Source organism: Candidatus Thiodiazotropha sp. AKIB8, from assembly GCF_058244675.1.
Window position 1 is genome coordinate 147,823 of record NZ_JBSYOO010000041.1, and the last position, 25,866, is coordinate 173,688.

24 protein-coding genes are annotated in these 25,866 nt (G+C 46.5%); 10 read left to right on the forward strand and 14 right to left on the reverse strand.

Translation table 11 applies throughout. The annotated features are described in order from the left end of the window. Positions 1 to 81: 81 nt before the first annotated feature. From AC4IFB_RS14490 to AC4IFB_RS14500, 3 genes are all read left to right on the forward strand, one after another. A complete protein-coding gene (locus AC4IFB_RS14490; RefSeq protein ID WP_490780527.1) occupies positions 82 to 1,308 on the forward strand; it encodes a hypothetical protein in 1,227 nt (408 codons plus the stop codon). A 293-nt stretch (positions 1,309 to 1,601) separates the two neighbouring features. After that, complete coding sequence (locus AC4IFB_RS14495; RefSeq protein ID WP_490780528.1) at positions 1,602 to 2,654, forward strand: hypothetical protein; 1,053 nt, start codon at positions 1,602 to 1,604, stop codon at positions 2,652 to 2,654. Then, entirely contained in the window at positions 2,621 to 3,349 is a 729-nt protein-coding gene (locus AC4IFB_RS14500) for an SH3 domain-containing protein (RefSeq protein WP_490775699.1), read from the forward strand. The genes AC4IFB_RS14495 and AC4IFB_RS14500 overlap by 34 nt, the downstream gene beginning before the upstream one ends. On the opposite strand, the gene ubiA is transcribed toward AC4IFB_RS14500, so the two are convergent. From ubiA to recG, 3 genes are all read right to left on the reverse strand, one after another. Continuing rightward, entirely contained in the window at positions 3,329 to 4,228 is a 900-nt protein-coding gene (gene ubiA / locus AC4IFB_RS14505) for a 4-hydroxybenzoate octaprenyltransferase (RefSeq protein ID WP_490780529.1), read from the reverse strand. The genes AC4IFB_RS14500 and ubiA overlap by 21 nt on opposite strands. Then, positions 4,225 to 4,812 (reverse strand): chorismate--pyruvate lyase family protein, encoded by a 588-nt coding sequence (locus AC4IFB_RS14510; RefSeq protein ID WP_490775697.1) that lies wholly within the window; start codon positions 4,810 to 4,812, stop codon positions 4,225 to 4,227. Before AC4IFB_RS14510 ends, ubiA begins: the two co-directional genes overlap by 4 nt. Positions 4,813 to 4,916: 104 nt before the next feature. Further along, a complete protein-coding gene (gene recG / locus AC4IFB_RS14515) occupies positions 4,917 to 7,019 on the reverse strand; it encodes an ATP-dependent DNA helicase RecG (protein WP_490780530.1) in 2,103 nt (700 codons plus the stop codon). Between the two features lie 187 nt (positions 7,020 to 7,206). Here recG and AC4IFB_RS14520 point away from each other — a divergent pair, with 187 nt between their 5' ends. Next, complete coding sequence (locus AC4IFB_RS14520) at positions 7,207 to 7,626, forward strand: secondary thiamine-phosphate synthase enzyme YjbQ (RefSeq protein WP_490775695.1); 420 nt, start codon at positions 7,207 to 7,209, stop codon at positions 7,624 to 7,626. 142 nt (positions 7,627 to 7,768) lie between these two features. On the opposite strand, the gene AC4IFB_RS14525 is transcribed toward AC4IFB_RS14520, so the two are convergent. The 5 genes from AC4IFB_RS14525 to AC4IFB_RS14545 form a co-directional block, all read right to left on the reverse strand. Further along, positions 7,769 to 8,524, reverse strand: coding sequence for a hypothetical protein (locus tag AC4IFB_RS14525; RefSeq protein ID WP_490780531.1), 756 nt, complete (start codon positions 8,522 to 8,524; stop codon positions 7,769 to 7,771). Between the two features lie 53 nt (positions 8,525 to 8,577). Continuing rightward, a complete protein-coding gene (locus AC4IFB_RS14530) occupies positions 8,578 to 8,964 on the reverse strand; it encodes a RidA family protein (protein WP_490775693.1) in 387 nt (128 codons plus the stop codon). Positions 8,965 to 9,083: 119 nt separating this feature from the next. After that, positions 9,084 to 11,258: a bifunctional GTP diphosphokinase/guanosine-3',5'-bis pyrophosphate 3'-pyrophosphohydrolase gene (spoT, locus tag AC4IFB_RS14535; protein ID WP_490775692.1), complete on the reverse strand. Its 2,175-nt coding sequence runs from the start codon at positions 11,256 to 11,258 to the stop codon at positions 9,084 to 9,086. A 118-nt stretch (positions 11,259 to 11,376) separates the two neighbouring features. Then, a complete protein-coding gene (gene rpoZ, locus AC4IFB_RS14540; RefSeq protein WP_490775691.1) occupies positions 11,377 to 11,649 on the reverse strand; it encodes a DNA-directed RNA polymerase subunit omega in 273 nt (90 codons plus the stop codon). Positions 11,650 to 11,772: 123 nt separating this feature from the next. Further along, positions 11,773 to 12,567 carry an AraC family transcriptional regulator gene (locus AC4IFB_RS14545; protein ID WP_490780532.1) on the reverse strand — a complete coding sequence of 265 codons (795 nt, stop codon included), beginning with the start codon at positions 12,565 to 12,567 and terminating at the stop codon, positions 11,773 to 11,775. A gap of 44 nt (positions 12,568 to 12,611) precedes the next feature. Between AC4IFB_RS14545 and AC4IFB_RS14550 the strand changes: the two genes are divergently transcribed. The 4 genes from AC4IFB_RS14550 to AC4IFB_RS14565 all read left to right on the forward strand — a co-directional run bounded on the left by AC4IFB_RS14550 (position 12,612) and on the right by AC4IFB_RS14565 (position 18,222). Then, entirely contained in the window at positions 12,612 to 13,808 is a 1,197-nt protein-coding gene (locus AC4IFB_RS14550; protein WP_490780533.1) for an MFS transporter, read from the forward strand. 364 nt (positions 13,809 to 14,172) lie between these two features. Beyond that, positions 14,173 to 15,840, forward strand: coding sequence for a thiamine pyrophosphate-binding protein (locus AC4IFB_RS14555; RefSeq protein WP_490775688.1), 1,668 nt, complete (start codon positions 14,173 to 14,175; stop codon positions 15,838 to 15,840). A 7-nt stretch (positions 15,841 to 15,847) separates the two neighbouring features. Beyond that, positions 15,848 to 17,689 carry a hypothetical protein gene (locus tag AC4IFB_RS14560; RefSeq protein WP_490775687.1) on the forward strand — a complete coding sequence of 614 codons (1,842 nt, stop codon included), beginning with the start codon at positions 15,848 to 15,850 and terminating at the stop codon, positions 17,687 to 17,689. Further along, the gene (locus tag AC4IFB_RS14565; RefSeq protein ID WP_490775686.1) at positions 17,686 to 18,222 is read left to right on the forward strand and encodes a hypothetical protein; all 537 of its coding nucleotides are present in this window, start codon (positions 17,686 to 17,688) and stop codon (positions 18,220 to 18,222) included. Before AC4IFB_RS14560 ends, AC4IFB_RS14565 begins: the two co-directional genes overlap by 4 nt. On the opposite strand, the gene AC4IFB_RS14570 is transcribed toward AC4IFB_RS14565, so the two are convergent. The 6 genes from AC4IFB_RS14570 to AC4IFB_RS14595 form a co-directional block, all read right to left on the reverse strand. After that, a complete protein-coding gene (locus tag AC4IFB_RS14570; protein ID WP_490775685.1) occupies positions 18,208 to 18,810 on the reverse strand; it encodes a class I SAM-dependent methyltransferase in 603 nt (200 codons plus the stop codon). The genes AC4IFB_RS14565 and AC4IFB_RS14570 overlap by 15 nt on opposite strands. 20 nt (positions 18,811 to 18,830) lie before the next feature. Next, on the reverse strand, positions 18,831 to 19,967 hold the full coding sequence (locus AC4IFB_RS14575; protein WP_490775684.1) for a glycosyltransferase family 4 protein: 1,137 nt from the start codon (positions 19,965 to 19,967) through the stop codon (positions 18,831 to 18,833). A gap of 55 nt (positions 19,968 to 20,022) precedes the next feature. Beyond that, complete coding sequence (locus tag AC4IFB_RS14580) at positions 20,023 to 20,706, reverse strand: TylF/MycF/NovP-related O-methyltransferase (RefSeq protein WP_490780534.1); 684 nt, start codon at positions 20,704 to 20,706, stop codon at positions 20,023 to 20,025. A 483-nt stretch (positions 20,707 to 21,189) separates the two neighbouring features. Continuing rightward, on the reverse strand, positions 21,190 to 21,672 hold the full coding sequence (locus AC4IFB_RS14585; RefSeq protein WP_490775682.1) for a hypothetical protein: 483 nt from the start codon (positions 21,670 to 21,672) through the stop codon (positions 21,190 to 21,192). A 12-nt stretch (positions 21,673 to 21,684) separates the two neighbouring features. Then, positions 21,685 to 21,945, reverse strand: a complete 261-nt coding sequence (locus tag AC4IFB_RS14590; RefSeq protein WP_490780535.1) for a hypothetical protein — start codon at positions 21,943 to 21,945, stop codon at positions 21,685 to 21,687. 53 nt (positions 21,946 to 21,998) lie between these two features. Then, positions 21,999 to 22,808 carry a sterol desaturase family protein gene (locus AC4IFB_RS14595; protein ID WP_490775680.1) on the reverse strand — a complete coding sequence of 270 codons (810 nt, stop codon included), beginning with the start codon at positions 22,806 to 22,808 and terminating at the stop codon, positions 21,999 to 22,001. A gap of 608 nt (positions 22,809 to 23,416) precedes the next feature. On the opposite strand from AC4IFB_RS14595, the gene AC4IFB_RS14600 reads away from it, so the two are divergent. Continuing rightward, positions 23,417 to 23,968: a DUF4410 domain-containing protein gene (locus tag AC4IFB_RS14600; protein WP_490780536.1), complete on the forward strand. Its 552-nt coding sequence runs from the start codon at positions 23,417 to 23,419 to the stop codon at positions 23,966 to 23,968. A gap of 609 nt (positions 23,969 to 24,577) precedes the next feature. Next, positions 24,578 to 25,372, forward strand: a complete 795-nt coding sequence (gene rsmA, locus AC4IFB_RS14605) for a 16S rRNA (adenine(1518)-N(6)/adenine(1519)-N(6))-dimethyltransferase RsmA (protein WP_490780537.1) — start codon at positions 24,578 to 24,580, stop codon at positions 25,370 to 25,372. Positions 25,373 to 25,866: the final 494 nt, after the last annotated feature.

Sequence of the window (25,866 nt, forward strand, 5' to 3'; positions counted from 1 at the left end):
GGTTTTTATGTGTAAAATTGCCGATTAACTATACGATATAGAACCTAAGATCATTGATTTCTTAATCATGGAAGATCACTAATGAAGCTGGACTGGATAAAGTTACTGTTTATTGCTTTCCTACTGAACATAGTTGCGGGCTGTAGTGGAGGAGGGGGAGATGATGAAGAGCCCACTGCAAATGAAGCAAACACCCAGTCTGATACTAACTCTGCCACCAGCACCCTTACCAGCAAGCTTTGGCTAACTTCAGAATGCCTTAAGAGTGGAAAAAATCACTATATAAAAGGTTTATATCAGTTCACATCTAATGGTCAGATTCTATATGGTTACCAGGAGTTTCAGAATAAAAGGTGCTCGATAAAAGCAGAACAGACCGTCCCAAATTATTTTCTAGGTTCTTATCGGGTTATCGGTAAAGAGACACTTCAAGATGAAACTAATGGATTAAAGATACGGATCGATATCAAAGATAACAACCATATCGGATATCTCACACAGACCCAACAAAACAGGTTCTGTGTATCTGAAAACATATTCTTTAGCACTCTCGGTCTATATTTCGACGCAAATGCCACTTCCAATATAAATTATAAAAATTGCTTAAGTGATTCTAATGCAATTAATGATCAAGAGAATACCGACACTGACGTAGAAATTCCAACAGAACCAATTTCAGCTCCAATACCCCCTTCCGATCTGAAGGAACTTCGAGGTGTGATTGTAATGGGAATACAGCCCAGTGGCATGTTTGGTCTAACCGATGATTTCATAGCGCTCTTCAATGATGGAACCTACACTAGTGACCTTGAAACGCTCTTTGCGCATAACCCGCAAATTTCGAAACAACAAAACCCCGCTTCCTGGGGCCAGTGGCAGATGCGCGAAAGTGATAATCAACTCTTACTGAAGGAGAGCGATGATAGTAACTTCAATGACACAAGAGGCAACTGGATCGCAAGACCAGCATCAAAGGGCGAAGCTCTATCAGGGTGCTTTGGAAGAGTTACAACGAGCGGCGATGCTTACGATAGTGACACTACAGTTGGTCTGGCGCAGACTTGGTGCTTTTGGAAAAATGGTAGGTTTACAAATTCTTCAACCGCATTCGGCCACTCTACATCAGCTGTTGATGTCAGTATGTTGTCGATATCGCCAAAAGCTCGTGGACGATATTCTGTTGAGAACTATACCATTCGGCTTATCTATGATGATGGGTATGAAATTCAAGCTGCATTTTGCTTCACTAATGAGAGGAAGAATCACATTACCTTAAATGGTAAACGATTCATGGGCGGAAGTGATTAGCTAGTGTGGTGCGTCATATAAACCCTGTATTTAGAAAGCCGCTCAAGCCGTGAGTGCAAGGCGCAGCCCGCAGGTAATGGTTGTTCCCTTACCAAGGGGTGCAACGCCGCAATCACGGCTTGAGTGGCTTCCCGCAGGGCGAGGCAGGTGATTTAAACGCAAACTGAGATTGGCCTTGTCTAAATATAGGGTTTATATGACGCACCACACTAGGGTTATCCCCAGTGCTCTAAACGATCAAAATCATATAGTCTCCTAGTAGATCAAGGAAATGAGAGACAGGAGATTTGACCATGAATGGTTCAAGCGTCGCCCCAGGTGGCCAACAGACATCAGCTTCAAGCTATCTGCCTGGTGCATTTCGTACTACTCCTCACAGTTCAAGCCGAAACAATTGCGACGCGACTCAAGAGGTCGCTGATCTATTTAGCCAGGGCAGACAGGGAGAGGCGGTTGCCCTTCTGAACAGTATGAAAGATGGACAACCCATGGTCATGCAGCAAGCCTTTGATCGGATGGTCAGCGCAAAACTGCAATACTCGATATCAACCTATGATACTCAGGCCATGCAGACCTTAACCCCCTCTCCAGCTGAAGTAGGAACAGCAATTCGACTGATCAACGCGGCGGGCAACAATCCTCCAGAGATGCCAAACACAACCGGCCTGACTGAACAGCAGAAGTTTGAAGTCTATTCCAGTATTGTCCAGACTCGTGGTGACACTACCGCCCTGAATGATCTAAAGAGTGGAAACAGTGTGGTTGTTGGTCTACGTTCGGAAAACAGCACCTTGGAAAATAGTGGTAGAGGAGTCTATGACGACCGCATTGCTGTCATCTCCAGAGAAGCTAATGGCACGGTACATGTAGAAGAGTTTTTTCGTGTATCAACAGAACCTACAGCACAATACGATGCTAATTTGGCGAACCATCCTGACAACCGCTACAGGCGAGCAGAAGGTGATGATGTGACAGGGGACGGTGTACCTGATCAAGGCAGACTTGCTTCACCACAAACTATACAGATGTACGAGGACACGCATAGAAATCCAGCCTCTGCAGGAGGCACTGACTTTGCCCTAAGACCGACGCAACAGGCAGTCAGTCAAGGGCAAGGTGGCGTAGAAAGATTCACTGCGGGAAATGGTTATATCGATAATAGCGATCCAGCAGCGATCAGTGATCTGAATCGCACATTCAAGATCCACTCCGGAAGCCAGACCAATACTGACTCGGCAGGTTGCACGACCATACACCCAGATGACTATATGCGTTTTGAAAACAGCGTCACCAGCAATAGCTCACAAGGCACATGGAACTACGTATTAACAGAGGTTTCACCATAATCACACAGCATAAATACACCATCGACGCTCAAAGACTTAAGCATGTGCTTGTCGTGCTGCTCTGCTCTCTACAAGCAACTGCCACCCTGGCAGAAGAGGCCTGGTTACCAGCTTCTGAAACAGATTGTCGGCTTGAGGGCTGGTCAAAGGATACTCATCAGGATGGTTTAGAGGTTCGCTCATCAGCAACTGCCCATGCAGAGGTGCTCGGAACCTTACCCGCCTATGTGAAAAATTTTAGCAGCCACAACTTTGGTATTGAGTTCCAGATTATCGGATCGCACAACGGCTGGATGAAGATTACCGGTGCAAAAGACGATCCGAATCGAAGCAACCTGCCGCTTAGGTCTACCTATAGCGGAACGGGCTGGATTCCTGGAGACAGGGTGGATTTTATCGTGCAGTCAGGTAGTGGTTATCTACTTCCGGATGCTGCGAGTCGAAAAGCACTCGACCTTCATGGTGATTGGTTAACCTCAATGGGGGATATAGAGCTTATTGTGGCCTGCGATGGTGAATGGGTACTGCTCGACTATTCCCTTAAAAAGAGACGCAATCAGCAAACCTTATCACTGAGAAAACTATCTATTGATGAACAGAAGGCCTCTAAAGGCCGCGCTTGGTTTCGTGGTATCTGTGCGAACCAGGAAACTACATGTGAAACTGAGACTGCTCTAGACGCTAAAATCGAGTAACAAGCCAATAAACACCACCATGCCGAACAGATTGTTATTCATAAAGGCTTTAAAGCAGGCCTTGGACTCCCGCTCTCGAGTCAACCACTGTTGATAAATGAACAGAATCGCGGCAGCAGCAATCCCAAGATAGTAGAGTTCACCGCGATCGCTCAAAAAACCGATCAGAACCAGTAAGCCGATCATCACAGCCTGCAGCACTCCCATAATAAAATTATCATGCCTGCCAAAGAGTATCGCGCTGGATTTGACTCCGATTTTAAGATCATCATCCCGATCCACCATGGCATACTGGGTATCGTAGATCAGAGCCCATAGGATGGCACTGAGGAACAGTAACCAGGCCAATAGAGGCAAGCTTCCGGTGAGGGCCATAAAAACCATCGGCACTGCCCAGCCAAACGCGGCACCCAGTACCACCTGTGGCAGGTGAGTGAAGCGCTTCATAAATGGATAGAGTGTTGCCAGCCCCAATGCCACAAGAGACATGAAACGGGTGGGCCAATTTAGAAAAATAAGCAGGCTGGCTGCGAGAAGTGAAAGTGCGACAAAAACTGCGATTGCTTCACCAGGTTTCACAAGTCCGGCGGCGATGGGACGGCTCTCAGTTCTGGCCACATGACCATCAAAATCCCGATCTGCATAGTCATTAATTGCGCAGCCCGCAGAGCGCATGATCGCCACCCCCAGACTGAACACCAGAACCATTCCCCAGGGTGGTGAGCCCTCTCCCGCTATCCACAGTGACCACAAGGTTGGCCAAAGCAGTAGTAAAATACCGATAGGTCGATGCAACCTCACTAGCAGAACATAGTTTCTCAAACGTTCTCGCCACTCCCAAGATGGCGACATGGCCATATTCTGAGCACGCCTCGTCATTGTTTGCCACACCTCTGCATCGGCAAATCTGGAAGAAAGAGTTCGTTAATCAAAATCGGCCTGGAATCAACGTAAAATAGAGTTCGCCTGCCCCAGAGTTGCTCTGGCATCTGTTCAAGCTGCGAACTTGCGGCATCAAATAGGGTATGGCCTGGAGTAAGCCGGGCGATCAGTGTAGAACCGCGAGAGACTTTCGGGTCAGAGAAGAGCACGGCACCCAGCGGACGCTCTCCGAGCTGCATTAAACGTCTTGCTGACCCTTTCAGGGTCTTTACGGGTATCCAGGTTCTGGCAAATACCCATGGTGCATCCTCGCACAGCAGAACCACATCACGGATCAGCGCCAAACGCCCCTGTCTGATATGTAGCGCCTGGCGTTCGCTGTTTAGCGGTATATCCCACCCCTGCTGAAGCAGACGCACCCTGAACCTGCCTTCTCCACAATGCTCTATAACCCGCTTGGTCAAAGAACCCGTGTCGCGCAACCAGGCCTGAGCATCAATAGGAACACCGCCATAACGACGCTGTGACCAATCGCTCCAATTGGGTTCCCGTTGTGACCTCTTACTGCTTCGCTGATTCAAGCTATGTTCCTTGAAAAATCTAGATTATCGCACAGCAGACGAGCACTTGACGAACATCTCTAAATAGCAGGAGATCCAGGATGGCTCGATTGATTTCAGGCATCTCAAACCCGCCCATAATCAACACAATCACCCAACCACCTTTTGACCAGGTTTGAAGCGCCAGGTGGATCAAGTTTCAACATCATTTCTGCGGCCTCACGTACATCATCCAGAATATCCTGGTCCCTGATCAGATCGGCAATACGCAACTGCATCTCTCCCGTCTGACGGGTACCAAGCACCTCTCCTGGCCCCCGCATTTCCAGATCTTTCTGGGCAATCAGGAAACCATCTCCTGTTTCACGCAGTATCGCCAAGCGCTCCTTCGCCTGGAGAGACAAGGGCGACTGATACATCAGAACACAGTGGCTCTCTGCACTGCCACGCCCTACCCTGCCACGTAATTGATGTAGCTGCGCCAAGCCCAACCTTTCCGGATTTTCAATGATCATCAGGCTTGCGTTGGGTACATCCACGCCGACTTCAATCACGGTCGTAGCTACCAGCAAGTCGAGTTCTCCCGACTTGAAGGCCGCCATCATCCGCTCTTTTTCATCCTGCTTGATACGTCCATGAACCAATCCAACATTGAGATCAGGCAAGGCCTCTGACAATAACTTCTCTGTCTCTTCCGCCGCCTGACACTGCAGGACCTCAGACTCCTCGATCAAAGTGCAGACCCAATAGGCCTGACGACCCTCTGCGCATGCTGCCTGCACACGGGCAACCACTTCATCGCGACGCCCGCTTGAAATCACTGCAGTAGCCACCGGCTTACGACCGGGAGGTAAACCATCGATTACTGAGAGATCGAGATCCGCATAGGCTGTCATCGCCAGCGTACGCGGGATTGGGGTTGCGGTCATAATCAGCTGGTGTGGTATATGGTTTTGTCGCTGACCTTTTTCCCGCAATGCAAGTCGTTGATGAACGCCAAATCGGTGTTGCTCGTCAATAACTATCAATCCAAGGTCACTGAATGTTACATCATCCTGAAACAGGGCTTGAGTTCCGACAACCATCTGCACCTGACCTGAGGCTATGTGTTGCAAAACCTGCTCTCTGGAGCGCCCTTTGAGTCGTCCGGTAAGCCAGGCTATCTCTACCCCCAAGGGCTGTAGCCATTGACTGAAATTGCGCAAATGCTGCTCTGCAAGCAATTCGGTAGGGGCCATCAATGCAACCTGACTCCCGGCACCTATCACCTGAAGCGCTGCCAGTGCACTGACCACTGTTTTACCTGATCCAACATCACCCTGCACCAAACGCTGCATCGGTTTGGCTGAGGCCAGATCCTCTTCTATTTCACCAACAACTTTAACCTGGGCCTCAGTCAGACTAAAGGGCAAAGCCTCTATCAAATCCTGCTGCAGAGGGTTCTTAACGGGGTAAACAGTAGTCTCAATACTTTGGTGCCTGGCGCGGACAATCAAGAGGCTGATCTGATGCGCCAACAGCTCCTCAAATGCGAGCCGTTGCTGGGCTGGGTGTTGACCGGACAACAACAGCTGCAGATCCACATCCGGAGGTGGTCGATGCAGAAAACAGACGGCTTGAAGCAGATTTGGTAACTGAAAACGACCCAGCAGGGTAGCTGGCAGTAATTCAGGCAGAGAGGTGGGCTGCAGCTCTAAAATATCTAGTAGCTGCCGCATCAACCCCCTTAAGGTCAACTGGTGTACGCCTTCTGTTGTCGGGTAGACCGATGTCAACGCTTCATCTACAGCCATCGGTTTACCAACATTGACTGCCTGATACTCAGGATGAACCATCTCCAGGCTGTTAGGGCCGCTACGGACTTCACCGAAGCATCGTAGACGCACACCCCGAGCCAAGGCCTGACGCTGAGCATTACTGAAATAGAAGAATCGTAAAAACAGGCTCCCGGTGCCATCAGACAAATGCACCATCAACGAGCGTCGTCGTCCAAACTTAATCTCCGACAGATCCACCTCACCTTCGATAACCACCTGATCCCCCCGACGCAAACTGCCAATGGGGTGAACCCGGGTACGATCCTGATAGCGCAAAGGGAGATGGAACAGAAGATCCTGAAGCGAACTGATCCCCAGTTTGGCGAGTTTTTCGGCATTCCTTGCCCCGACCCCTTTCAACAGTGTGACAGGCTGATCGGCCAGACTTTTAGACGAAGTATCCTTGATCAATGTCGACTCGTTTTCACTCTTTTAGATGTAAACTACCCTTCCTACTCAGACAGCAGTCAAGGTAGATCGCTCATAATGAAAATCGGCAGCTAGCTATAAGCCTGGGCCAAACATATGTCGGAACATGGCATGATTGACAGGTTGCCTTAATGATTAGCATGCCAGAACAGGCGGGAGTAAAGCAAAAATGGTGTTTCAGGAAACACTAAACATTCAAACACAGGGCAGGAAGACATATGACATTACCCACCAGGTAGCAGAAATAGTCGCGCAATCGGGTATCAGAACCGGTATCTGCCAACTCTTTATACAGCACACCAGTGCCTCATTGATCCTGTGTGAAAATGCTGATCCCGATGTCCGCTCAGACCTGGAAAGATTCATCTCCAGACTGGTACCTGACGGCGATCCGATCTTTGATCATATCCAGGAAGGAGCTGATGATATGCCTGCCCATGTTCGCTCCATCCTGACCCATCTGGATCTAAGCATACCAATTACTAATAGAGATCTTACACTAGGCACCTGGCAAGGGATCTATCTTTGGGAGCATCGAACCCATCCACACAGGCGTCGAATAATGGTGACACTATTTGGAGAAGCGTAAACAGCCGTCTATTCGAAGACTGCAGCTAAGCTACGTGTTAGGTGTTTTTAAGTTGGGCATGGTGCGGCAGGGCCGCACCCTTCTACATTAGTGAATCCAGCCAAACAGTAGCGGCTTTTTGCCGCGTCTGAAGATGCTTCTATTAATCCAGCTTTACCCGTCCGCCAAACAAGCGACCAACCAGACTTTTTTTGGATTTCCGCACCCACTCTTCCCTTTCACTAAGCAATACCTTTGAAAGGTTGACCAAGGCTTGAAGGGATTTGGTCTTGGCTATCTGCATCCTTATTTCAGTCTGCTCAGTAGCACTGTTCCAGGGCCCGCCATTGTTTTTACGAATAAAACTGACGACATGCTGATGCAGAGCGTTACGTAGTTCAGCAACCAGATCTGCTTCTGCTTTTTTCGGATCTCTGCCCACCAATCCCTGAACATATTTCTTGGCTTGTTTCGGAGTCACCAATTTCAATGTCACACAATCATTGGCTAAAAGATGTTCCATTTCAGCACGCCGATCCTTAAGACGTTCCGGCATCGACTTGGCGTCTGGTACATAGCCTGATTCTTTCTTATGATCGCGCTCAGGTTTGGGTTGTTTTTCCTGCTTCTCTTCGCCATCATCAATTGGATTATCGGAGGTTGAGGAAGCCTCGTCTACGGCTGGACCAGCCTCATTCAGCTGGTCAATTTCCCGCTCAAGCCAAGCCGCTTGTTCATTCAGGGCTGCATGAAAATCTGTGATAGAGCTATCATCCGATAGCATTGCCATAGTTGCTTCTTCGAGTATCTGTACATAGTAAGAAATTATACTGGGATCAGAAACACCACGGGATTGGCAGATAACAAAGGCCCTGCCCTTTATATTTACCTGCATCATCTGCTGAAGTTTGTTGCTCATCACGCTCCGATATCTGTTGACATCAAAATGTGGGCTTTTTTACAGCTAACCCATTATGAATCGATTTCCATAACTGCATCCATCTCTACTTCTGCACCTTTTGGAAGTGCGGCCACACCAATAGCTGCCCTTGCCGGGTAGGGTTGTGAAAAGTAATCGGCCATCACCTCATTTACTACAGGAAAATGGACTAAATCGGTAAGAAAAACGTTCAGTTTAACGACATCAGAAAGGTTTCCGCCAGCCGCTCTCGCAACTGCATGCAGGTTATCGAACACCCTTCTGATTTGCTGTTCAATACCACCCTCAACCATCTCCATAGTCTCGGGAACCAAGGGAATCTGACCCGACAAATAGACTGTCTGACCAACTTTAACCGCTTGGGAATAGGTTCCTATAGCTTGCGGAGCCTGGTCAGTTCGGATGATTTCTCGACTCATTATGAAATTCCTCTTTTTTTATTGGACCTGCCATATGATCCTATACTATTTATCTGTCAAAGAGATAAATAAAAGCACATTGCAAGAACTCAAAGCTCAACACTTAGTGACTGAATCCTCTACTTGACTCGATTGATGCGCATCACAGATGGCAACGATCTTACCTGACGCATAATCCTCGCCAGATGACGACGACTCTTCACGGTAATGATGAATACCAATGTTGACGAGAGACCATCCCGCTCTTCTGAGCCAACATGCTCGATGTTGGATTCCTGCTGAGAAATCACCGAAGCCACAGAAGCCAATACCCCACGCTGGTTACCAGACTCAACCCTGATCTTGGTCGCGAATTCACCTTTTACATCGGTTTCCCATTCAGCCTCAATCCACTTATGACCATGCTTCTTGTAGTCTCCCAGGTTGGGGCAGCCCTGACGGTGAATTACGATCCCCTTACCCGGATTGAAGACACCAACAATGGCATCACCTGGTATCGGCCAGCAACACTTTGCGAAGTTGACGACCATGCCTTCAGTGCCCCGGATCGCCAATCCACCCGAAGGCTGCTCTATCTCTTGTGGACTGGTTTCATTCACAGCGGGAGCCATCTCTTCTCCTGCCATACGCCGGGCAATCAACATTGGCATATGATTACCCAGGGCTATGCCGGCAAGCAGCTTATCCAAGCTCTCCAGCCGGAACTCTTCCAATACCTTTTCCACCTGCTCTTTATCTATCTCATCCAACTTCAGTGAAATCAGGTTCAACTCTCTTTCCAGCAATCGCTTACCCAAATTTACCGCTTCCTGATCCTGAAGATTCTTCAGATAGGATCGGATATTGGCTCTGGCCTTGCCGGTAACGACAAAATTCAGCCACGCAGGACTGGGGCCAGCAGTTTCAGAATTGATGATTTCCACTGTCTGGCCATTATGCAATCGGGTTCGCAATGGCACCAGGCGGCGATCAACCCGTGCCGCAACACAGGTATTACCAACATCGGTATGGACGCTGTAGGCGAAATCTACAACCGTAGCGCCTTTAGGAAGCACCATGATGCGTCCTCTGGGAGTGAACACATAGACCTCATCAGGGAACAGGTCGACTTTGACGTGCTCCAGAAACTCCATTGAGTCACCAACGCCTTGCTGCATTTCCAGTAGGTTTTGCAGCCAGTCAGAGGCTCTGGACTTAACCCACTGCCCACTGGCCTCGCCGGTTTTATACATCCAATGTGCAGCAATACCTGATTCAGCCAGCTTGTCCATCTCTTCTGTACGGATCTGAATTTCAATCGGGATGCCCTGGGGGCCGAACAACACGGTATGCAAAGATTGATAGCCATTCGCTTTGGGTATCGCGATATAGTCTTTGAACCTGCCAGGCATTGGTTTATAGAGATTGTGCACCACACCGAGTACCCGATAGCAGGTATCAACCCGTTCGACCACGATACGAAAGGCAAATACATCGACGACTTCAGAAAAGCTGAGCTTCTTCTCTACCATTTTTAAATAGATACTGTAGAGATGCTTTTGGCGGCCGTAGACCTGCCCCTGGAAATCCTCTTGCTCGAGACGGGCGCCCAAAGCCTTCTCAACATTCTCCACCAACTCCCTGTGATGCCCTCTGGCATCGGCCACAGCCTTTTTCAGAGCGCGATATCGCATTGGCCAATAGGCGGCAAAACCCAGCTCTTCCAATTCGAGTCGCATGCTGTTGATGCCTAAACGATTGGCAATCGGCGCAAAGATATCCAGTGTCTCCTTGGCGATTCGGCGAGACTTGTCCGGGCGCATAACCCCAAGTGTGCGCATATTGTGCAGTCGATCTGACAGCTTGATAAGGATCACACGAATATCCTTGGTCATCGCCAACAGCATCTTACGCAGACTTGCAGCCTGGGCCTCGGCCTGAGAATTAAAATCGATTTTTGAGAGCTTGCTGACCCCATCCACCAGTTCAGCAATCTCTGAATCAAAGGTATCGGCCAGCTGCTCCTTGGCAGTTGGTGTATCCTCGATCACATCGTGCAGTATGGCAGCCATCAGGCATTTATAGTCCATGCGCATGGTAGCCAGGATGCGGGCCACAGCAACAGGATGATAGATATAGGGTTCGCCTGTCTTCCGATGCTGCCCTACATGAGCTTCAGCCCCAAACAGGTAGGCACGATAGACTTCGCGTATATGATCCGAAGAGAGATACTCTTCCAGGTAGGCGCACAGATCACTGATCAGGAAACGCGGCGTATCCTGATCATTATCTATAAGGCCTAAAGGGTTGCTCATCCGGGCACTCCACAATCGCTGTTATAGCGATTCTGTGCTGATTCAGCCCTATGTTGCAAGTCGATAAGCGGGAAAAATGTTATGCGCGGTCATTTTGACCGCGAATGAAGGGAGCTGGTTATTGATTTGATCCCATTGGGGAGATATCCACATCCATAATTGCCTCATCCGTAACCGATTCCTGGCTAGCTATCTGTGCATCCACATCCTTATGATTGATCAAGCCCTCAGCAATTTCACGTAGTGCCATGACGGTAGGCTTGTCATTTTCCCAGGGTAGCAGCGGCTCAACGCCATTCACCAGCTGGCGGGCACGTTTCGTGGCAAGCAATACCAGATCAAAACGGTTATCAACATATGCCATACAATCTTCAACTGTCACGCGTGCCATGGTTTATCCCCAGAGGAATTGATACTTGATCGGCCCACAAGGCCGGGAAAAGATGGAGATCATAAACTATGTTTACATCAAAGCCAATTTCATGAGGTAAAAATAGCCTTGAAACAACACCATTCAGTTAAAAAACCTCGCAGGAGGGACCCCCAGATTTTGCCGGAACATGGCAATAAATGCACTGGGGCTACCATATCCAAGCTCGTATGAGACCTCTGTAACTGAAGCACCATTACCAAGCCTGTCTATCGACTCCAAGAGTCGCAGACGTCGTCTCCAGGCCCCGAAGCTCATCCCCAAATGACGCAAAAAGAGTCTCCCAAGGGTGCGCTCACTTGCACCGATCAGTTTTGACCACTCTGCCAGAGTCCTGTTATCTGCTGGATTTTGAAGCATTGCATCTGTCACCTTTGAGACCTTTGGCTCATCGGAAAAAGGCAGATAGAAGTGAAACTGCTCAATTTTTTTCAGCTGATCTATGATCACCAACATTAAGCGGGCTTCGGCAGTATCGGGCAGATACTCATTTCCGATCGCTGTGGCTTCAAGTATTAAAGCCTGCAACAGCGGTGACACCCTCAAAACAGAACACTCCACAGGCAGATCTGTCGTGTGGCTGGGATCGATATAGATCGACCGAAGAGAAACAGCCTGGGCCATTTCAACCTCATGCATTACCCCACCAGGAATCCATACCGCCTGTGATGGCGGTACAAGCCAGGCGCCATCGTCTGTGGTCGCTTTCATCGCTCCGCGAATGGCAAACAGCAACTGCCCCCGAAGATGAGCATGCCTGGATACCTGCTCAGATGCCTTCCGCTCACCGGAGATGGACAACACAGGCCGCTCGGGATCAACGATATATCCCACGTGAACAAGCGAGTCCACTGTCTGTTTTTCACTATTCATTGTCATATTATAGCTATTACGCCAAATAAAAATGGCCGCATAATATATTCATGCCAAACATTCTGACCAAAATTCAACACCGCCCCGAAATTCTGCTGCTTCTGCTGGCGGTAGCAGTGCCACTCAGTTTTGCCACCTGGCAGACCCTGTTGAACAATTTCGCGATCGAACGAGCGGTTTTTTCAGGAAGGGAGATGGGCATACTCCAAAGTCTTCGTGAGATACCGGGCTTTCTCGCTTTTGGCGTGGTTTTTCTGCTGCTGTTGGTACGTGAGCAAAAACTGGCCTATATCTCGTTGGCTCTGCTCGGAGTAGGCACTGCGCTGACAGGTTTTTTCCCATCTGCTTTAGGGCTATATATCACTACCGTCATTATGTCTGTCGGTTTCCACTATTACGAAACACTGCAGACTTCCCTGGCCCTGCAGTGGACCGACACATCCAATTCTGCCGAAGTTCTGGGTCGATTGATCGCTGCAGGCTCATTTGCATCGATAATAACCTTCGGACTGATCTGGCTTGGGGATAATCTGCTGCAACTGGATTACCGCTGGATCTATCTGGTTATGGGTAGCCTGACACTGCTGATTGCTCTGGGCGCCTGGTTCATCTTCCCCCTGTTCCCCCAAAAAACAGAGCAGCACAAGCATATGGTATTGCGAAAACGATATTGGCTATTCTATCTGCTGACCTTCATGTCAGGGGCCCGTCGTCAGATCTTTGTGGTATTTGCAGGATTCTTAATGGTGGAGAAGTTCGGATATAGCGTCTCCCAGATTGCCATGCTGTTTCTGATCAATGCTTCAATCAATGTTTTTCTTGCCCCTCGCATCGGACGAATGATTGGCAGAATCGGTGAACACAAGGCACTGCTTATTGAATATGCCGGATTGGTGTTGGTATTTTGTGGCTATGCCCTGGTCGAAAATGTCATCATGGCAGGCGCGCTCTATATTGTTGACCATCTCTTCTTTGCCATGGCAATTGCTCTGAAAACCTACTTTCAGAAAATAGCCGCCAAAGAGGATATTGCCTCGACAGCCGGGGTCAGTTTCTCTATCAACCATATCGCTGCGGTTATCATTCCGGCACTATTCGGCCTGATCTGGCTTAGCTCACCAGCCCTGGTGTTCTATGCAGGCGCGGCTATGGCAGCCATCTCTTTTGCCCTCTCCCTACTGGTTCCTGAAGCACCCACACAAGGCAGAGAGAGTCGTCTTGCCTACTCCACCGCAGTTGGAAATTGACGATAACCAGCTGCGGAATATGCATTTAATCTCATAGGGTTAGGGCTACAGCTCTATGTTGCGGCGCTTGAGCCATAACTTGCGAACCGTGCCTTGTTCTGAGCCACTCTTGTAGACCTGAGTGTCGGGATACTTATCGTCAGGGACTAATAATCCATGGGAGATAGTGCATTTTTACAGAATTTCGAATACCCTCACCGAACTTTGCATCTATCTGCAACCCGGCACTCCAGGGATAATACCCAGGCCTGAGCTTGAATCGCACCACGCGACGCTTCGTCTATGTTGCTAGATATAAACAGACTGGGCATGCCATCCTAATTAGTCTCCTAAGCTGGATATCATTCCCCGAATTAGAAGTTCGATGAAGATAAAAGTCAGTGAATTAATCGTAAGATATTTAGAGCGTTTAGGCGTTGATACAATATTCGGCATGCCCGGCGCTCACGTTCTACCCATCTACGACGCACTCTACGATTCTAAGATTGAAGCCGTACTTGCCAAACACGAGCAGGGTGCAGCCTTCATGGCAGGTGGCTATGCAAAATCATCTGAAAAAGTCTCAGCCTGCATCGCAACGGCCGGACCAGGGGCAACCAACCTGATAACCGGCATTGCCAATGCCTACGCCGACAAACAGCCTGTATTAGTGATCACAGGGGAGGCCCCCACCTATATCTTTGGAAAAGGAGGTCTTCAGGAGAGTTCAGGTGAAGGCGGCAGCCTCGACCAGGTTGCACTATTCAAACATATCACCCGCTACAGCAAATCCATCGAACGAGTCGACTATCTACCGCAGGTTTTAACCCAAACCACCAAGGCGTTGTTGGAGAGTAATCCTGGCCCGGTTCTATTGAGCATCCCGTTCAATGTTCAGAGCGAACTTGTTGATGAAGAGATATTGGACGAGCTCTCATTCAACCTGCCACATGCACCAGTCAGTCTAACCAGTGACTTGGTCAGTAGTATCCTGGAACTATTGAATGAAGCCAATCATCCGGTAATTGTTGCTGGATACGGCACCATTCGATCAGGTGCACAGCAAGCTTTATCAGAGCTCAGTAACTTGTTAAACATCCCTGTCGCCTCAAGCTTAAAGGCCAAAGGGGTGATCAATGAGCGGTCGGATCTCTCCCTGGGAAGCCTCGGCGTAACCTCGAATGGGGTCGCCTATCAATACATTAGGGAGAATGCTGATCTGTTGATTGTACTTGGGGCCAGTTTTAATGAAAGAACAAGTTATGTTTGGGACAAGTCGCTGCTTGGTAATCTGAAAATCATCCAAATTGATCAGGCAGCCCACCAACTGGGAAAAGTCTTAAATACCGACCTTGCAATATGTGGCGATATCAGTCAGATCCTTGAAACATTGCTGAACGTTCTCAAGGATCAGAAAAGCGGACATTCAGGCACTCCAAAGATTGAGCAATCGATCAATCAGTTAAAAAGTACTTCCGATAATGGTTATACCATTTTTAAATCCGGATTCTCCCTGATCGAAACCTTCTACAAAGAGTTGAGCGCACGATTCTCTGATGAAATACGGGTATTTGATGACAATATTATTTTTGCCCAGAACTTCTACGATGTCGCTAACCACCATCACTACCACCCGAACGCAGGTATCTCATCCCTGGGACATGCAATACCTGCTGCGATTGGTGCACAATTCACTGAAATCCTACCGAGCTTTGCGATTCTTGGAGATGGTGGTTTTCAGATGTGCTGCATGGAAATCATGACAGCGGTCAACTACAACAAACCTCTGAATATCGTCATGTTTAATAATGGCACCATGGGTTTAATACGAAAGAACCAACATCAACTTTATGACAAGCGCTTTATAAACTGTGACTTCGTCAACCCTGACTACCACCATTTAGCCCAATCATTCGGTATACAATATAAACAGATAACCAATATTGACCAACTGGCAGATCTGTTCGAAAACCAGGATCTCCGTCAATCCATCAACTTGATAGATATCGCGATTGATAAGAACGCCTTCCCCAACTACTCTTCAAAACGTTGAGTGAATAATGGCACACCTGAAACCAGTGGTGCTCAACCAGCTAATCGATTCTACCAATATCGAAGTAGATAATCAGAGTCTCATTAAGAGACTCAATGAGCACAAACTTAAGCCGGAGAGCCAACTCACAGCAGAAAATCTGCTTGAACTATACAACAGCGCAGCAATAACTTTAGAGAGACGATTATCCGAAAGCGGCTACCCCGATAGCTTACTGAAACAGCAACAGCTTCTTTTCCATGAAATGGAGTCTCAGCTATCCCAGCTTGCTGGTGATGATCGTCATAACTTTATCATTGTTATACCGATCGCAGACAGACCACAACATCTGAAAAACTGCCTGAATTCACTACTGACACTATGCCAACGATTCTACTATGGCGGCAGAGAGGGCGACCGATATAAAAAAATCAATGTTTTGGTCGCAGATGATAGTCAGAGTGAGCAGAATAGAGAGGCTATTAAACTGACTGTTGAGACATTCGATCGCTTAGGATTGTCCAGTACATATTTCGGACTGGAAGAGCAACAGTCACAAATTGCCAAACTTGACCGCCAACAAAGATCAAAGATTAAAAGGATTATAGGTGATCAGCCAACTGATACCTTCTACCATAAAGGCGCCTCCATCACGCGTAACATCTGTTATCTGAAACTGAATGAACTGATCAATAAAAAAAATAATACACTAACCTGGTTCGTAGATAGCGACCAGGAGTTCCAGGTTAACTTTGGAAGCGATAGTAAATCTGTCTATGGAATAAACTACTTCCACCAGATCGACCATATCTTTTCTCATACCAGTACCCAGGTACTTACTGGTAAGGTTGTAGGAGACCCACCCGTCTCTCCAGCTGTAATGGGCGGTAACTTTCTGGACGACGTTGCCGGCTTTATATCCAAAGTTAAAAACCTGGACCCTCACCATGCCTGTGAATTTCACCAGCAAGACTCTCCTACTGTAGAAGATGCGGCATATCATGACATGGCCGACCTTTTTGGCTTCAAAACCAAACATAGCACCTATAACTACTGCTGCACCTTAGATGGCGACCATAGCAACAAGGTGTGTTTAACTGACTTTGCTGCAAAGCTGAACGCCTTCTTTGACGGACAGCACCCAACACGTCAATCCCATTACATCCATTCAGCTTTGCACTCGAGTATCACCCCTGCCCGTACCGTCTACACCGGCAACTACATAATCAATGGTAGTGCGCTTCACCATTTTATACCCTTTGCCACTTTAAGCCTCAGAATGGCTGGCCCAGTACTTGGACGTCTTCTTAAATCTGAATTAGATGGCGCTTTCATCTCAGCAAACCTACCCATGATGCATAAACGCACCCTGATAGAGACCAATGAATCTGAATTCAGATCCGGTGTAGAACGGCAACACAATTGTGTCGACCTTAGTGGTGAATTTGAAAAACAGTTCTTTGGTGACGTGATGTTGTTTACCATACAACGACTGACTGAGCTTGGGTTTCCAAAAACAGTACCCAATGACAAGGTAGTTGAACAAACCATTGCGCACATCACCAAGAATATGCTTGATAAATATTTGCTAAAACAAGACCAGATCAGTAACAAAATTGATGCGCTCAGATCTGCAATAGATCAACCTGACAGGTGGTGGCATACGCTACTCAATTACAATCAAGTAAGTGATAATTTGCACGATTTCCTGAATAACATGGAGAATAATTTTGGTAACCGGTCTAACAGCTATCGTCTGATCAATGACACTGCTCACCGACAATCCAGATGCAATGAAATAAAAGATGCAATTTTCAACTACCCCTTGGATCGAATTAACTGGATTGAGGCACTCGGAAGAGAACCATGAATATTTTTATTCTTAACTCTGGCAGGTGCGGCTCTACAACCTTCATCAGGGCTTGTGAACATATCACCAATTACACAACTGGCCACGAAACAAGAGCCCATCTAACAGGTGATAAACGTATCGACTATCCTGACAACCACATAGAAGCTGACAACCGACTGAGTTGGATTTTAGGGCGGATTGATAATAAATTTGGCGCTGCCGCCCACTATGTTCACCTGAGTCGCAACCGGGAGGACACTATTGCCAGCTTTGTTAAAAGGTCACACTTCGGCATCATGAAGGCTTACAAAGAAGGCATACTTTTAGGTGGCAACAATCAACGACCTGAACAGATCGCAGAGGATTATCTCGATACCATCGAAACCAATATCTCCCTATTTCTAAAAGATAAGCCATTAAAGTCACTATTTAGACTTGAGCATGCTGAAAAAGACTTTATAAATTTTTGGGATCAAATTAATGCGCAAGGAGAGCTGAAAATGGCGCTACAAGAGTGGCAGTTTCACCACAATGCCTCAATCCAGAGTTAGAACTGAACAACCTCGACTGGTTTCAATATATTGATGTTTTAAATCAGGAAACTTTTCGCACCACATGGAAACAATCTCACGCTCCTCCCGACGAGCTGCATCATCGAGATAGACCCTACTTTGAGACCTCAAACTTGAATAGCAGACCGGCAATGCCGGATAGCGGGCATGACTGCAGATAAATCCGGGAGGCCCATCAATAACCAACATATCTATTTTTTCTTCAGGCAGTTTTTCTAGTGAGTACCAGGAATATTCGCTACCATCATGCTTCTGCGCAATGAGTGGCGCAGTAATAACTGTAGCAAACTCTTGTAATTCATATCTTACAATATAACTACGGGTAGCATCAGCATATTCCTCACCATTCTCCAGACTGACCACACGTCCACCACCATTGATCTGACAACAGCGCGCTAACATCAGAGTAGTCAATCCACTACTACACTCAAGCACCAATGCAGGCTTAGCCTCTAGACAGGCATCTACAATTATCTGAAGAAAGTCTGCACCGGCCGTCCAATTTTCTGTATAGGGTATTCCTTGACTAAGTCCCAGCTGTTGCTGAAGTAAGCTGTACTCTTTCATGATTTTACTAACCAGATCACTTATCCATTCAGATCACGATACAGTGCCGCCATCATTTCCAGTCGTCTCTCTGAATCGAAACTCTCTTTGATGCGTTGTTCTGCTCTATCCAGTTTAAGGTGATAATATTCCGGTCTATCCAGGAATGACTTCAAGGTAGAGACCAGTACACTTTCATTTTCAGGGGGAATCAGTGTTGCCACTTCAGAACTGTCTACTATTTCAGATGTTCCACCCACATCAGTTGCAATCACCGGCACTCTCATCAACATTGCTTCGAGGATCACATTCGGCAAGCCTTCAGTGGATGAGGTTTGAATAACCAGGTCAATTTCGCTGTAGACCGGAAGCATATCCTCGATAAATCCCGAAAATATAATGGCATCAGCTATTCCAAGTTGTTCCGACAGCTGGCGTAATCGACTCTCTTCAGGCCCTACACCAATAAATACAATCTTAAAATCATACCCATCTTCGAGCAACTGCGCAGCTGCCTGAATGAGATCCTCCTGCCTCTTCTCTGGACTCAGTCTGCCTATTTTCGCCAGCAGCGGTGTCTCTTTAGGGATATTGAGAGAGCGCCTGAAGGAATCACCTTCAATTTTCTTATAATTCTTGGTATCCAGCGTGTTATGAACAGTCAGCACGCGAGCGGAGGGAAGATAACTATCAAGCCTCTGCTTTGCAGCATTCGATACGGTTATCACCGCATCAAACAGGTATGACAACATCAGATTGCCTAAAACCATAATCGCTTTTCTTTTAAAACTATTTGCAACCCAACCATGCATCGTTGAGATGATGGGTAATTTCAACCTGTGGGCAGCCAACAATCCATATACATTCGATCTCAGATCGTGGGTATGAATGATGGTGAATGGAATCTTTTGATGGAGCGCGACAATCTGATCGACAATTGCAGATTCGAAGGTTTTAGTCTCTCTGATTTCTATACACTCAAGCCCTCTCTCTCTCGCCTTCTTGAGATAGTCCGAATCCGCCGAATTATCGGATACGAAACTGGCGATCGTAATCTCAATACCTTGAGTCTTCAGCCCCGATGCAACTTCAATAATCGTACGTCCGGGTCCGTCATGCCATGGTGAGTCACGAATATCGAGAATTTGAATTGGCTGATCAACACCAGTCGAGGTCATATTTTCAGTAAACTTCTGTTGATGCTTGATTTTTTTTGCAGCTCTTAGATACCACCTATAAAATCCTAATAGCAACCTGCACATGATCATTGGTTGCAGCAATAACCTCATACTCCCTCATATAGGCAGAGGCATAGTCCTCCAATGCTCTGAACTCATCGAGCACGCTATAAAATTCGTCAAATATAATGACGCTACCTGGCACGAGATATTGATTCATATAGGTCAACACATAGAGGGTGGCCGAGTAGAGATCCGAATCATTATGGATCACAAGCTGTTTGTCAGGCTTAAACGTCTCAAGGAAGCCTGGCAAACTATCCTGGAACAGTCCCTTTACAAAGCTTACCCTGTCATCGTCTATAGACGGCATATTTCCTTCTGTTGTGAAGGTCTCTTTTTTAACGGTACGGGAGAACTCAATCCAGTCTTCAGGTAGACCCTCGAAGGTATCAAAACCAACGAAACGGGAATCACCCTGCTTATTCAAACCTGAAAAATATTTGATGCTATCGCCCTTGAAAACCCCGAACTCCAGATAATCTATCTCGCAGCCCTTCAAAATCTCATTATTGACGTAGTCATACATTTTAAAACGCTGGTCAAAAAATGGATACTGGCCTGACTTCTTCTTCCAATCTTCCATTACCGGTTTATGAAGCAGGTACCTCAGTCGGCCTGAGTTAGGTATCATGCTCAGGATAAACTTTCGTATCCTGTCACTTGCTGACTTATCCACTTGATCAACTCCGGTTGCAAATAATCTTAAAACTCAATCTATATATAATCAGTCCAGGATACCCTGTTTCAGGCAACGACATGAGCCATAACCGGCAGTAAACCACCCATTTACAGCCCAAGGTAGACCACCTGAACAATCTCTGTAATTACCTGATCTGTATATTGTTTTTTCTGTGGTTCAACTATTTTGGCCTGACAGGTATACCCAGATAGCTTTTGGCTGGGTAAGTCACATCAGAACCGTAAATATAGATCCTGTGATCTTCGTTGCAGAGATAATGACAGTAATCCAAAGTGAACTCAATATTGCATCTCTCTCTTGTGGGCCGCTGGGTTAATCAGACAACTCACAAGCGCCATTGGCCTGATATGCTTCAGATTGTTATGCGGAGTTGATATTCAGAACTCCATTCGATGGGGCGACCAAAATAGATACAGCTCCAGAAATCGGTGACATTTCATAGAAGTATTGAGCAGAACCTCAATAGAGGTACTCGATCTCGTCATTAACGAATGTGTATCGTGGCTGCTTATACCAGCCATATAAAAAGGACCAGCGTGGCTCCTTATGAACCTTGGACTGATAGATTTTTAACATCCCTGTTTTATCATTCATCCAAAAATCAAGATCGTAGAGCTTATCCGGCTCCCCCACCACATGAAAATCGGTACATGCAAAATAGATATCGCTACCGATCTGTCGCACAGGATCGTGGATACGCACAAACTTTAATGCCAGCTCTTCTCCTGTCTTATCATCACGAAGGTGAAATATACCTTCATCATCAACACTATCCTCAATATGTTTAACCATCGTGGACTTTATGTCTTCGACATAATATTTACGACTATCAGTGGGCGCATTACCCGACTCTTGATCCACTCCATAGGCGGTGCCCACTGAGATTGCGATAGTGCTGGACAGTCCGAATATGCCAAGCAGTATTCCAAGGTATCTCGACATTGTGACAAAATCCTATTTTAAAGCTTTTCCTGCATGTTCAGCGGCCTTACCCCCATGCTCTTTCTTCATCTCATCCATTGCTGCCTCTCCCTCTTCTACAGCCTCTTCAGCCTGCTCCTTAACCTCCATTGCCTTACCCCCATGCTCGGCGGATTTTTCAGCAACTGCCTTCTTCTGCATCGCTTTACCACCATGCTCAGCAGCCTTACCTGCATGTTCAGCAGCGATTGAAGTTAAGGGAATTAATAACAACAAGCTTAAAATCTTTTTCATGTCACTCCTCCTCGGAGTCTTTATCTTTTTGGTGTGAAAATTATCGTTAGTTGTCACTCGGCCAACCCCATATTTCGGCGACTAAAGGGTTCTGTAAGCCATGCACGGAATGAAAATGACAATTCCCGAGCTTCGGGTAATCCAATACTGTCAGTTTGTGCTGATGTTTCGCCTGGCACCTGATTGTAACTGCGAAACAGAGGATCCCAAAAGCTGAAAATGGTCGAAAAATTGGCATCGCCAAACGCTCTATCGACCATGTGGTGCGATGTATGAAATCTTGGTGTCACAATAACACGAGACAGTTTTCGCTCAATTGAATCCGGCAGATCGATATTGCTGTGATGAAATTGGGCACAAAGGCTGATCAGACCTTCAAACACAAACCAGGCGATGGCTGTTGGCCCCCACACAAGAACCCACAACGCCTTGGCAAATGATGAAAGAAATAGCTCACCAGGGTGAAAACGCAGGGCAGTGGTTACATCCATTTCGGTATCGGCGTGATGTGCCTTGTGAAACCGCCAGAGAAAAGGGATACGGTGATTCGCGCGATGCCAAAAGTAGTCGAACATATCAAGCATGATAAGAGAGAGTACAATCTCAACCCAGCCGTTAAGACCCAGCCAACGTGAAACGCCCCAGCCTTGCTGCTCAACATAGACAACCCAGAGCAAAAAGGGGACATAGATCAAAACCCGTACCAGCACGGTATTGAGGGCTGCTACTGCCGAGTGAAACAGCATGCGATTGAGCCGTTTTCCTCGCCAGCTACGCGCCGGAAACAGTGACTCGATGAGAATAAAAAAAGAGAGCCCGCCTAAAAAAATGACCAAGCGCCCACCATCAAGGTTCAGTTCCATATCATTTCAGCTCTTATGTCTCTGTTCTCAGGTAGTTTGGTCTATGGCCCACTTATCAGTGATCAAATCTTACCTTTTTTAGCAACAGCATTTGCAATAGTGTTAGTGTTGTTTTTGTAAATTATATCGAGATATTTGATTGTAGACTCAGCTTTGGCAGAGAAAAGCATATGATAAACATTGAAAATACAAGCAAAAATCTGAAATCAGTGAACTTTATAACTCTTCGCTTACACTTTTAATGTCTTGAATAATAAAGATATTTTCAGTCAATACCCGAACTACAATAAGCTATGCTACTCCAACCAAAATTAAGTGTAATTCTAGAACAACCTATCCACTGATCACTTACGCACTTTTTTAGGAATTAAATAACTTGATTCAGATTGTAAATTTAGATTAGGCTTTTAACGAATAGCATAAATTGCATAGGGATAAATTGTTTTACGGAATCCAACCATTTTGCCTTTCAATACCCCTCAATAAACGATCATATCTCTTTTAAGCTTCTTAACTACAGAGCGAGTAGCCCCCTTTCCAAGCACTTTATTCTTTTATCAATACAAAGTAGTAAAGAGTCACAAAGTTTTAATGGAGTATTATTAATCATGTTTAATCGAGTGGTATCTGTCTCTCTTTTCCTAATCGTTATACTATCATTATCAGCTTGCTCAAGTTCTGTAAAACAAGCAGATAACGTACCGGCATACAATTCAACAATAACGACAGAAATTAATGAAGTTACCATCAACTTCTCTGAAGCAGTTAAAACAAAGCTAAAGGGCGTTGAAAGCTTTGACATGATTAGATTCAACGAAACTGTAATAAATAGATTAGATGAAAAAGATCTTTTGAATGCATCTAGCGATAAAACCCTTGAGATCATGATTAAAAGTGTTCGTTTTCGCAATACAGCAGTAGCAGTATTTTTTGGATTTATGGCGGGTGCTGACCACATCACTGGCGATGTTACTGTTAAAAACAAAGCTCATAAAATCATCGGACAATATGAAATTTCTGCTAGTTATGCCCTCGGTGGAATTGGTGGTGGTCAGACTGAGTCTCGCATAAGCTATTTGTACGGCCGATTCGCTGAACTGACAGCTGAAACTCTAAGTGGCGAAGTAACATTAACTAAAAAGGAAGTACCTGAAATATAATTAAGGTAAGCAGTGTGTCAGGCTGACCAAGTCAAACTACATTGATGCATTAAATAGCAACTGCGATTGAGGTGGATTACCCTTACCTCCTGAGCCGGTGTATTGGTTTGTTAGAATATCGTTCAGCCATATGTATTGTTGGTGTAAACATTATTCTTAAAAAACATGTCAAATTGACATTCAGATTGAACACACTACCAAATCTTTGAATCAGCGTCTCCACGCCGATTTACGCTGTTTTCAGGAAAAGGCCAGCTTTTTGACATCCCTGAATTCTGGGTAATGATGATCGACATACTACCTGTTTCGGACAGTGGCGTTGGCGTGGTGACCTCTACCTGATCGTTACATGATGCATACGGCTCTGCATTCCGTGGAGAGACCGATACTCTCTATTTGTATACCCAGGTTGACTGGTTATGGCACCAAGTGAATATTCACATTCTCAAAGACAATGCCAATAGCCATTCCATAAATAAATATTTTTCTGAATAAACCGTTTCAATTTTCTCAGCGACTTGCTTTTCTCTTCTGATTTCCTAAGCGACTGGTTTTAGTGGATAATCCCAAACATGCTTTTTCTAATGTATTGAGTTAACTCTACTTCTAATGGGTAATCCCACACCACACAGGGCCAGAAAAAGGTTTGGCCAGAATTTCCTGCATGATCCAGGCATCATTCAACGTATAGTTCAGAGCATCAATCCTAAACCTGGGGATAATCTGGTTGAGATAGGCCCAGGCCAGGGAGCTATTACCACTGAGCTTCTGCCTCTGGTCAATCAGATGTATGCAATAGAACTTGACCGGGATCTTGTTGAGCCCCTTGCACAGCAGTGCGCCTCACTTGGTGAACTCCTGATCCACAATACAGATGCCCTGAAGTTCGACTTCTCCTCCCTGTCAGAAGCGCAGCGCCCCCTACGGGTGGTAGGCAATCTACCCTACAACATCTCGACTCCACTGCTGTTTCACCTGCTGGACTATTCGCCCTATATCAAGGATATGCACTTCATGCTGCAGAAGGAGGTGGTTGATCGGATGGGTGCAGATCCTGGCTCAAAGAGTTATGGCCGTCTTTCAGTGATGCTACAGGCCAGGGCTGAGGTGACACCGCTGTTCAACATTGGCCCAGGCGCTTTCAATCCACCACCCAAAGTCGACTCTGCCTTTGTGCGTCTCAATCCCTATGATGTCTCCCCATATCATATCGACAACTGGGAGGAGTTCAGCCTTGTGGTCAGAGAGGCCTTTTCACAGCGACGCAAGACACTGCGCAACTGCCTGAAGAAGAGTTTATCCGCCGAAGCTATCGAGTCTGCTGGCATAGACCCAGGGGCACGAGCCGAAACGCTCTCAATAGAGGATTTCGCTACCCTGACCGGCCAGCTCAAGCATGGTTGAACAACATTGAAATACCTGACCTGATTATTCGTCAGCCTCAATATGTGGAGTGCGCTGACGTAACTGGCCGAATAGACCTATTGAACTAAAAATCAAAGTCTATATAAACACGCTACTCTCCCCAAAAACAGTTCGTGTTGCATATTCCGGTTTTTAGTAATTGCCATTTTATAGAGACCCATAGACGGGACAGGGCATACGATCACTTTTCCATCCCTTTATGAATGTAGGTTAGGGCCTTGCCCCAACATATATGCTGTAAATTAGTCTGAAGTTGTCAACATTATCACCATTAATCATCCACTATCAGTCTTTTTTAACCCTATTTTGGTGGGGCATGGCCCCACCCTACCTGGGATGGATAACTTGTTTTCAACCTCATCTTGAAACAGGGAGGATGTGTCACAGTAGTAGCAGATATATTTATTCCATATGACCATAAATCTGTAGTAACAATGAGCAGCAGAATTGAGAAAATCGGGGATATTTGCCTT

Bases quoted from the DNA above. Each gene is read 5' to 3' on its own strand.
- AC4IFB_RS14565 (WP_490775686.1), top strand. From the start codon at position 17,686: ATGAATATTTTTATTCTTAACTCTGGCAGGTGCGGCTCTACAACCTTC.
- AC4IFB_RS14495 (WP_490780528.1), top strand. From the start codon at position 1,602: ATGAATGGTTCAAGCGTCGCCCCAGGTGGCCAACAGACATCAGCTTCA.
- AC4IFB_RS14490 (WP_490780527.1), top strand. From the start codon at position 82: ATGAAGCTGGACTGGATAAAGTTACTGTTTATTGCTTTCCTACTGAAC.
- AC4IFB_RS14590 (WP_490780535.1), bottom strand. From the start codon at position 21,945: ATGAAAAAGATTTTAAGCTTGTTGTTATTAATTCCCTTAACTTCAATC.
- AC4IFB_RS14595 (WP_490775680.1), bottom strand. From the start codon at position 22,808: ATGGAACTGAACCTTGATGGTGGGCGCTTGGTCATTTTTTTAGGCGGG.
- rpoZ (WP_490775691.1), bottom strand. From the start codon at position 11,649: ATGGCACGCGTGACAGTTGAAGATTGTATGGCATATGTTGATAACCGT.
- AC4IFB_RS14555 (WP_490775688.1), top strand. From the start codon at position 14,173: ATGAAGATAAAAGTCAGTGAATTAATCGTAAGATATTTAGAGCGTTTA.
- AC4IFB_RS14500 (WP_490775699.1), top strand. From the start codon at position 2,621: ATGGAACTACGTATTAACAGAGGTTTCACCATAATCACACAGCATAAA.
- rsmA (WP_490780537.1), top strand. From the start codon at position 24,578: ATGGGTAATCCCACACCACACAGGGCCAGAAAAAGGTTTGGCCAGAAT.
- AC4IFB_RS14545 (WP_490780532.1), bottom strand. From the start codon at position 12,567: ATGACAATGAATAGTGAAAAACAGACAGTGGACTCGCTTGTTCACGTG.
- ubiA (WP_490780529.1), bottom strand. From the start codon at position 4,228: ATGACGAGGCGTGCTCAGAATATGGCCATGTCGCCATCTTGGGAGTGG.
- AC4IFB_RS14570 (WP_490775685.1), bottom strand. From the start codon at position 18,810: ATGAAAGAGTACAGCTTACTTCAGCAACAGCTGGGACTTAGTCAAGGA.
- AC4IFB_RS14560 (WP_490775687.1), top strand. From the start codon at position 15,848: ATGGCACACCTGAAACCAGTGGTGCTCAACCAGCTAATCGATTCTACC.
- AC4IFB_RS14600 (WP_490780536.1), top strand. From the start codon at position 23,417: ATGTTTAATCGAGTGGTATCTGTCTCTCTTTTCCTAATCGTTATACTA.
- spoT (WP_490775692.1), bottom strand. From the start codon at position 11,258: ATGAGCAACCCTTTAGGCCTTATAGATAATGATCAGGATACGCCGCGT.
- AC4IFB_RS14550 (WP_490780533.1), top strand. From the start codon at position 12,612: ATGCCAAACATTCTGACCAAAATTCAACACCGCCCCGAAATTCTGCTG.
- AC4IFB_RS14525 (WP_490780531.1), bottom strand. From the start codon at position 8,524: ATGAGCAACAAACTTCAGCAGATGATGCAGGTAAATATAAAGGGCAGG.
- AC4IFB_RS14520 (WP_490775695.1), top strand. From the start codon at position 7,207: ATGGTGTTTCAGGAAACACTAAACATTCAAACACAGGGCAGGAAGACA.
- AC4IFB_RS14585 (WP_490775682.1), bottom strand. From the start codon at position 21,672: ATGTCGAGATACCTTGGAATACTGCTTGGCATATTCGGACTGTCCAGC.
- AC4IFB_RS14575 (WP_490775684.1), bottom strand. From the start codon at position 19,967: ATGACCTCGACTGGTGTTGATCAGCCAATTCAAATTCTCGATATTCGT.
- AC4IFB_RS14530 (WP_490775693.1), bottom strand. From the start codon at position 8,964: ATGAGTCGAGAAATCATCCGAACTGACCAGGCTCCGCAAGCTATAGGA.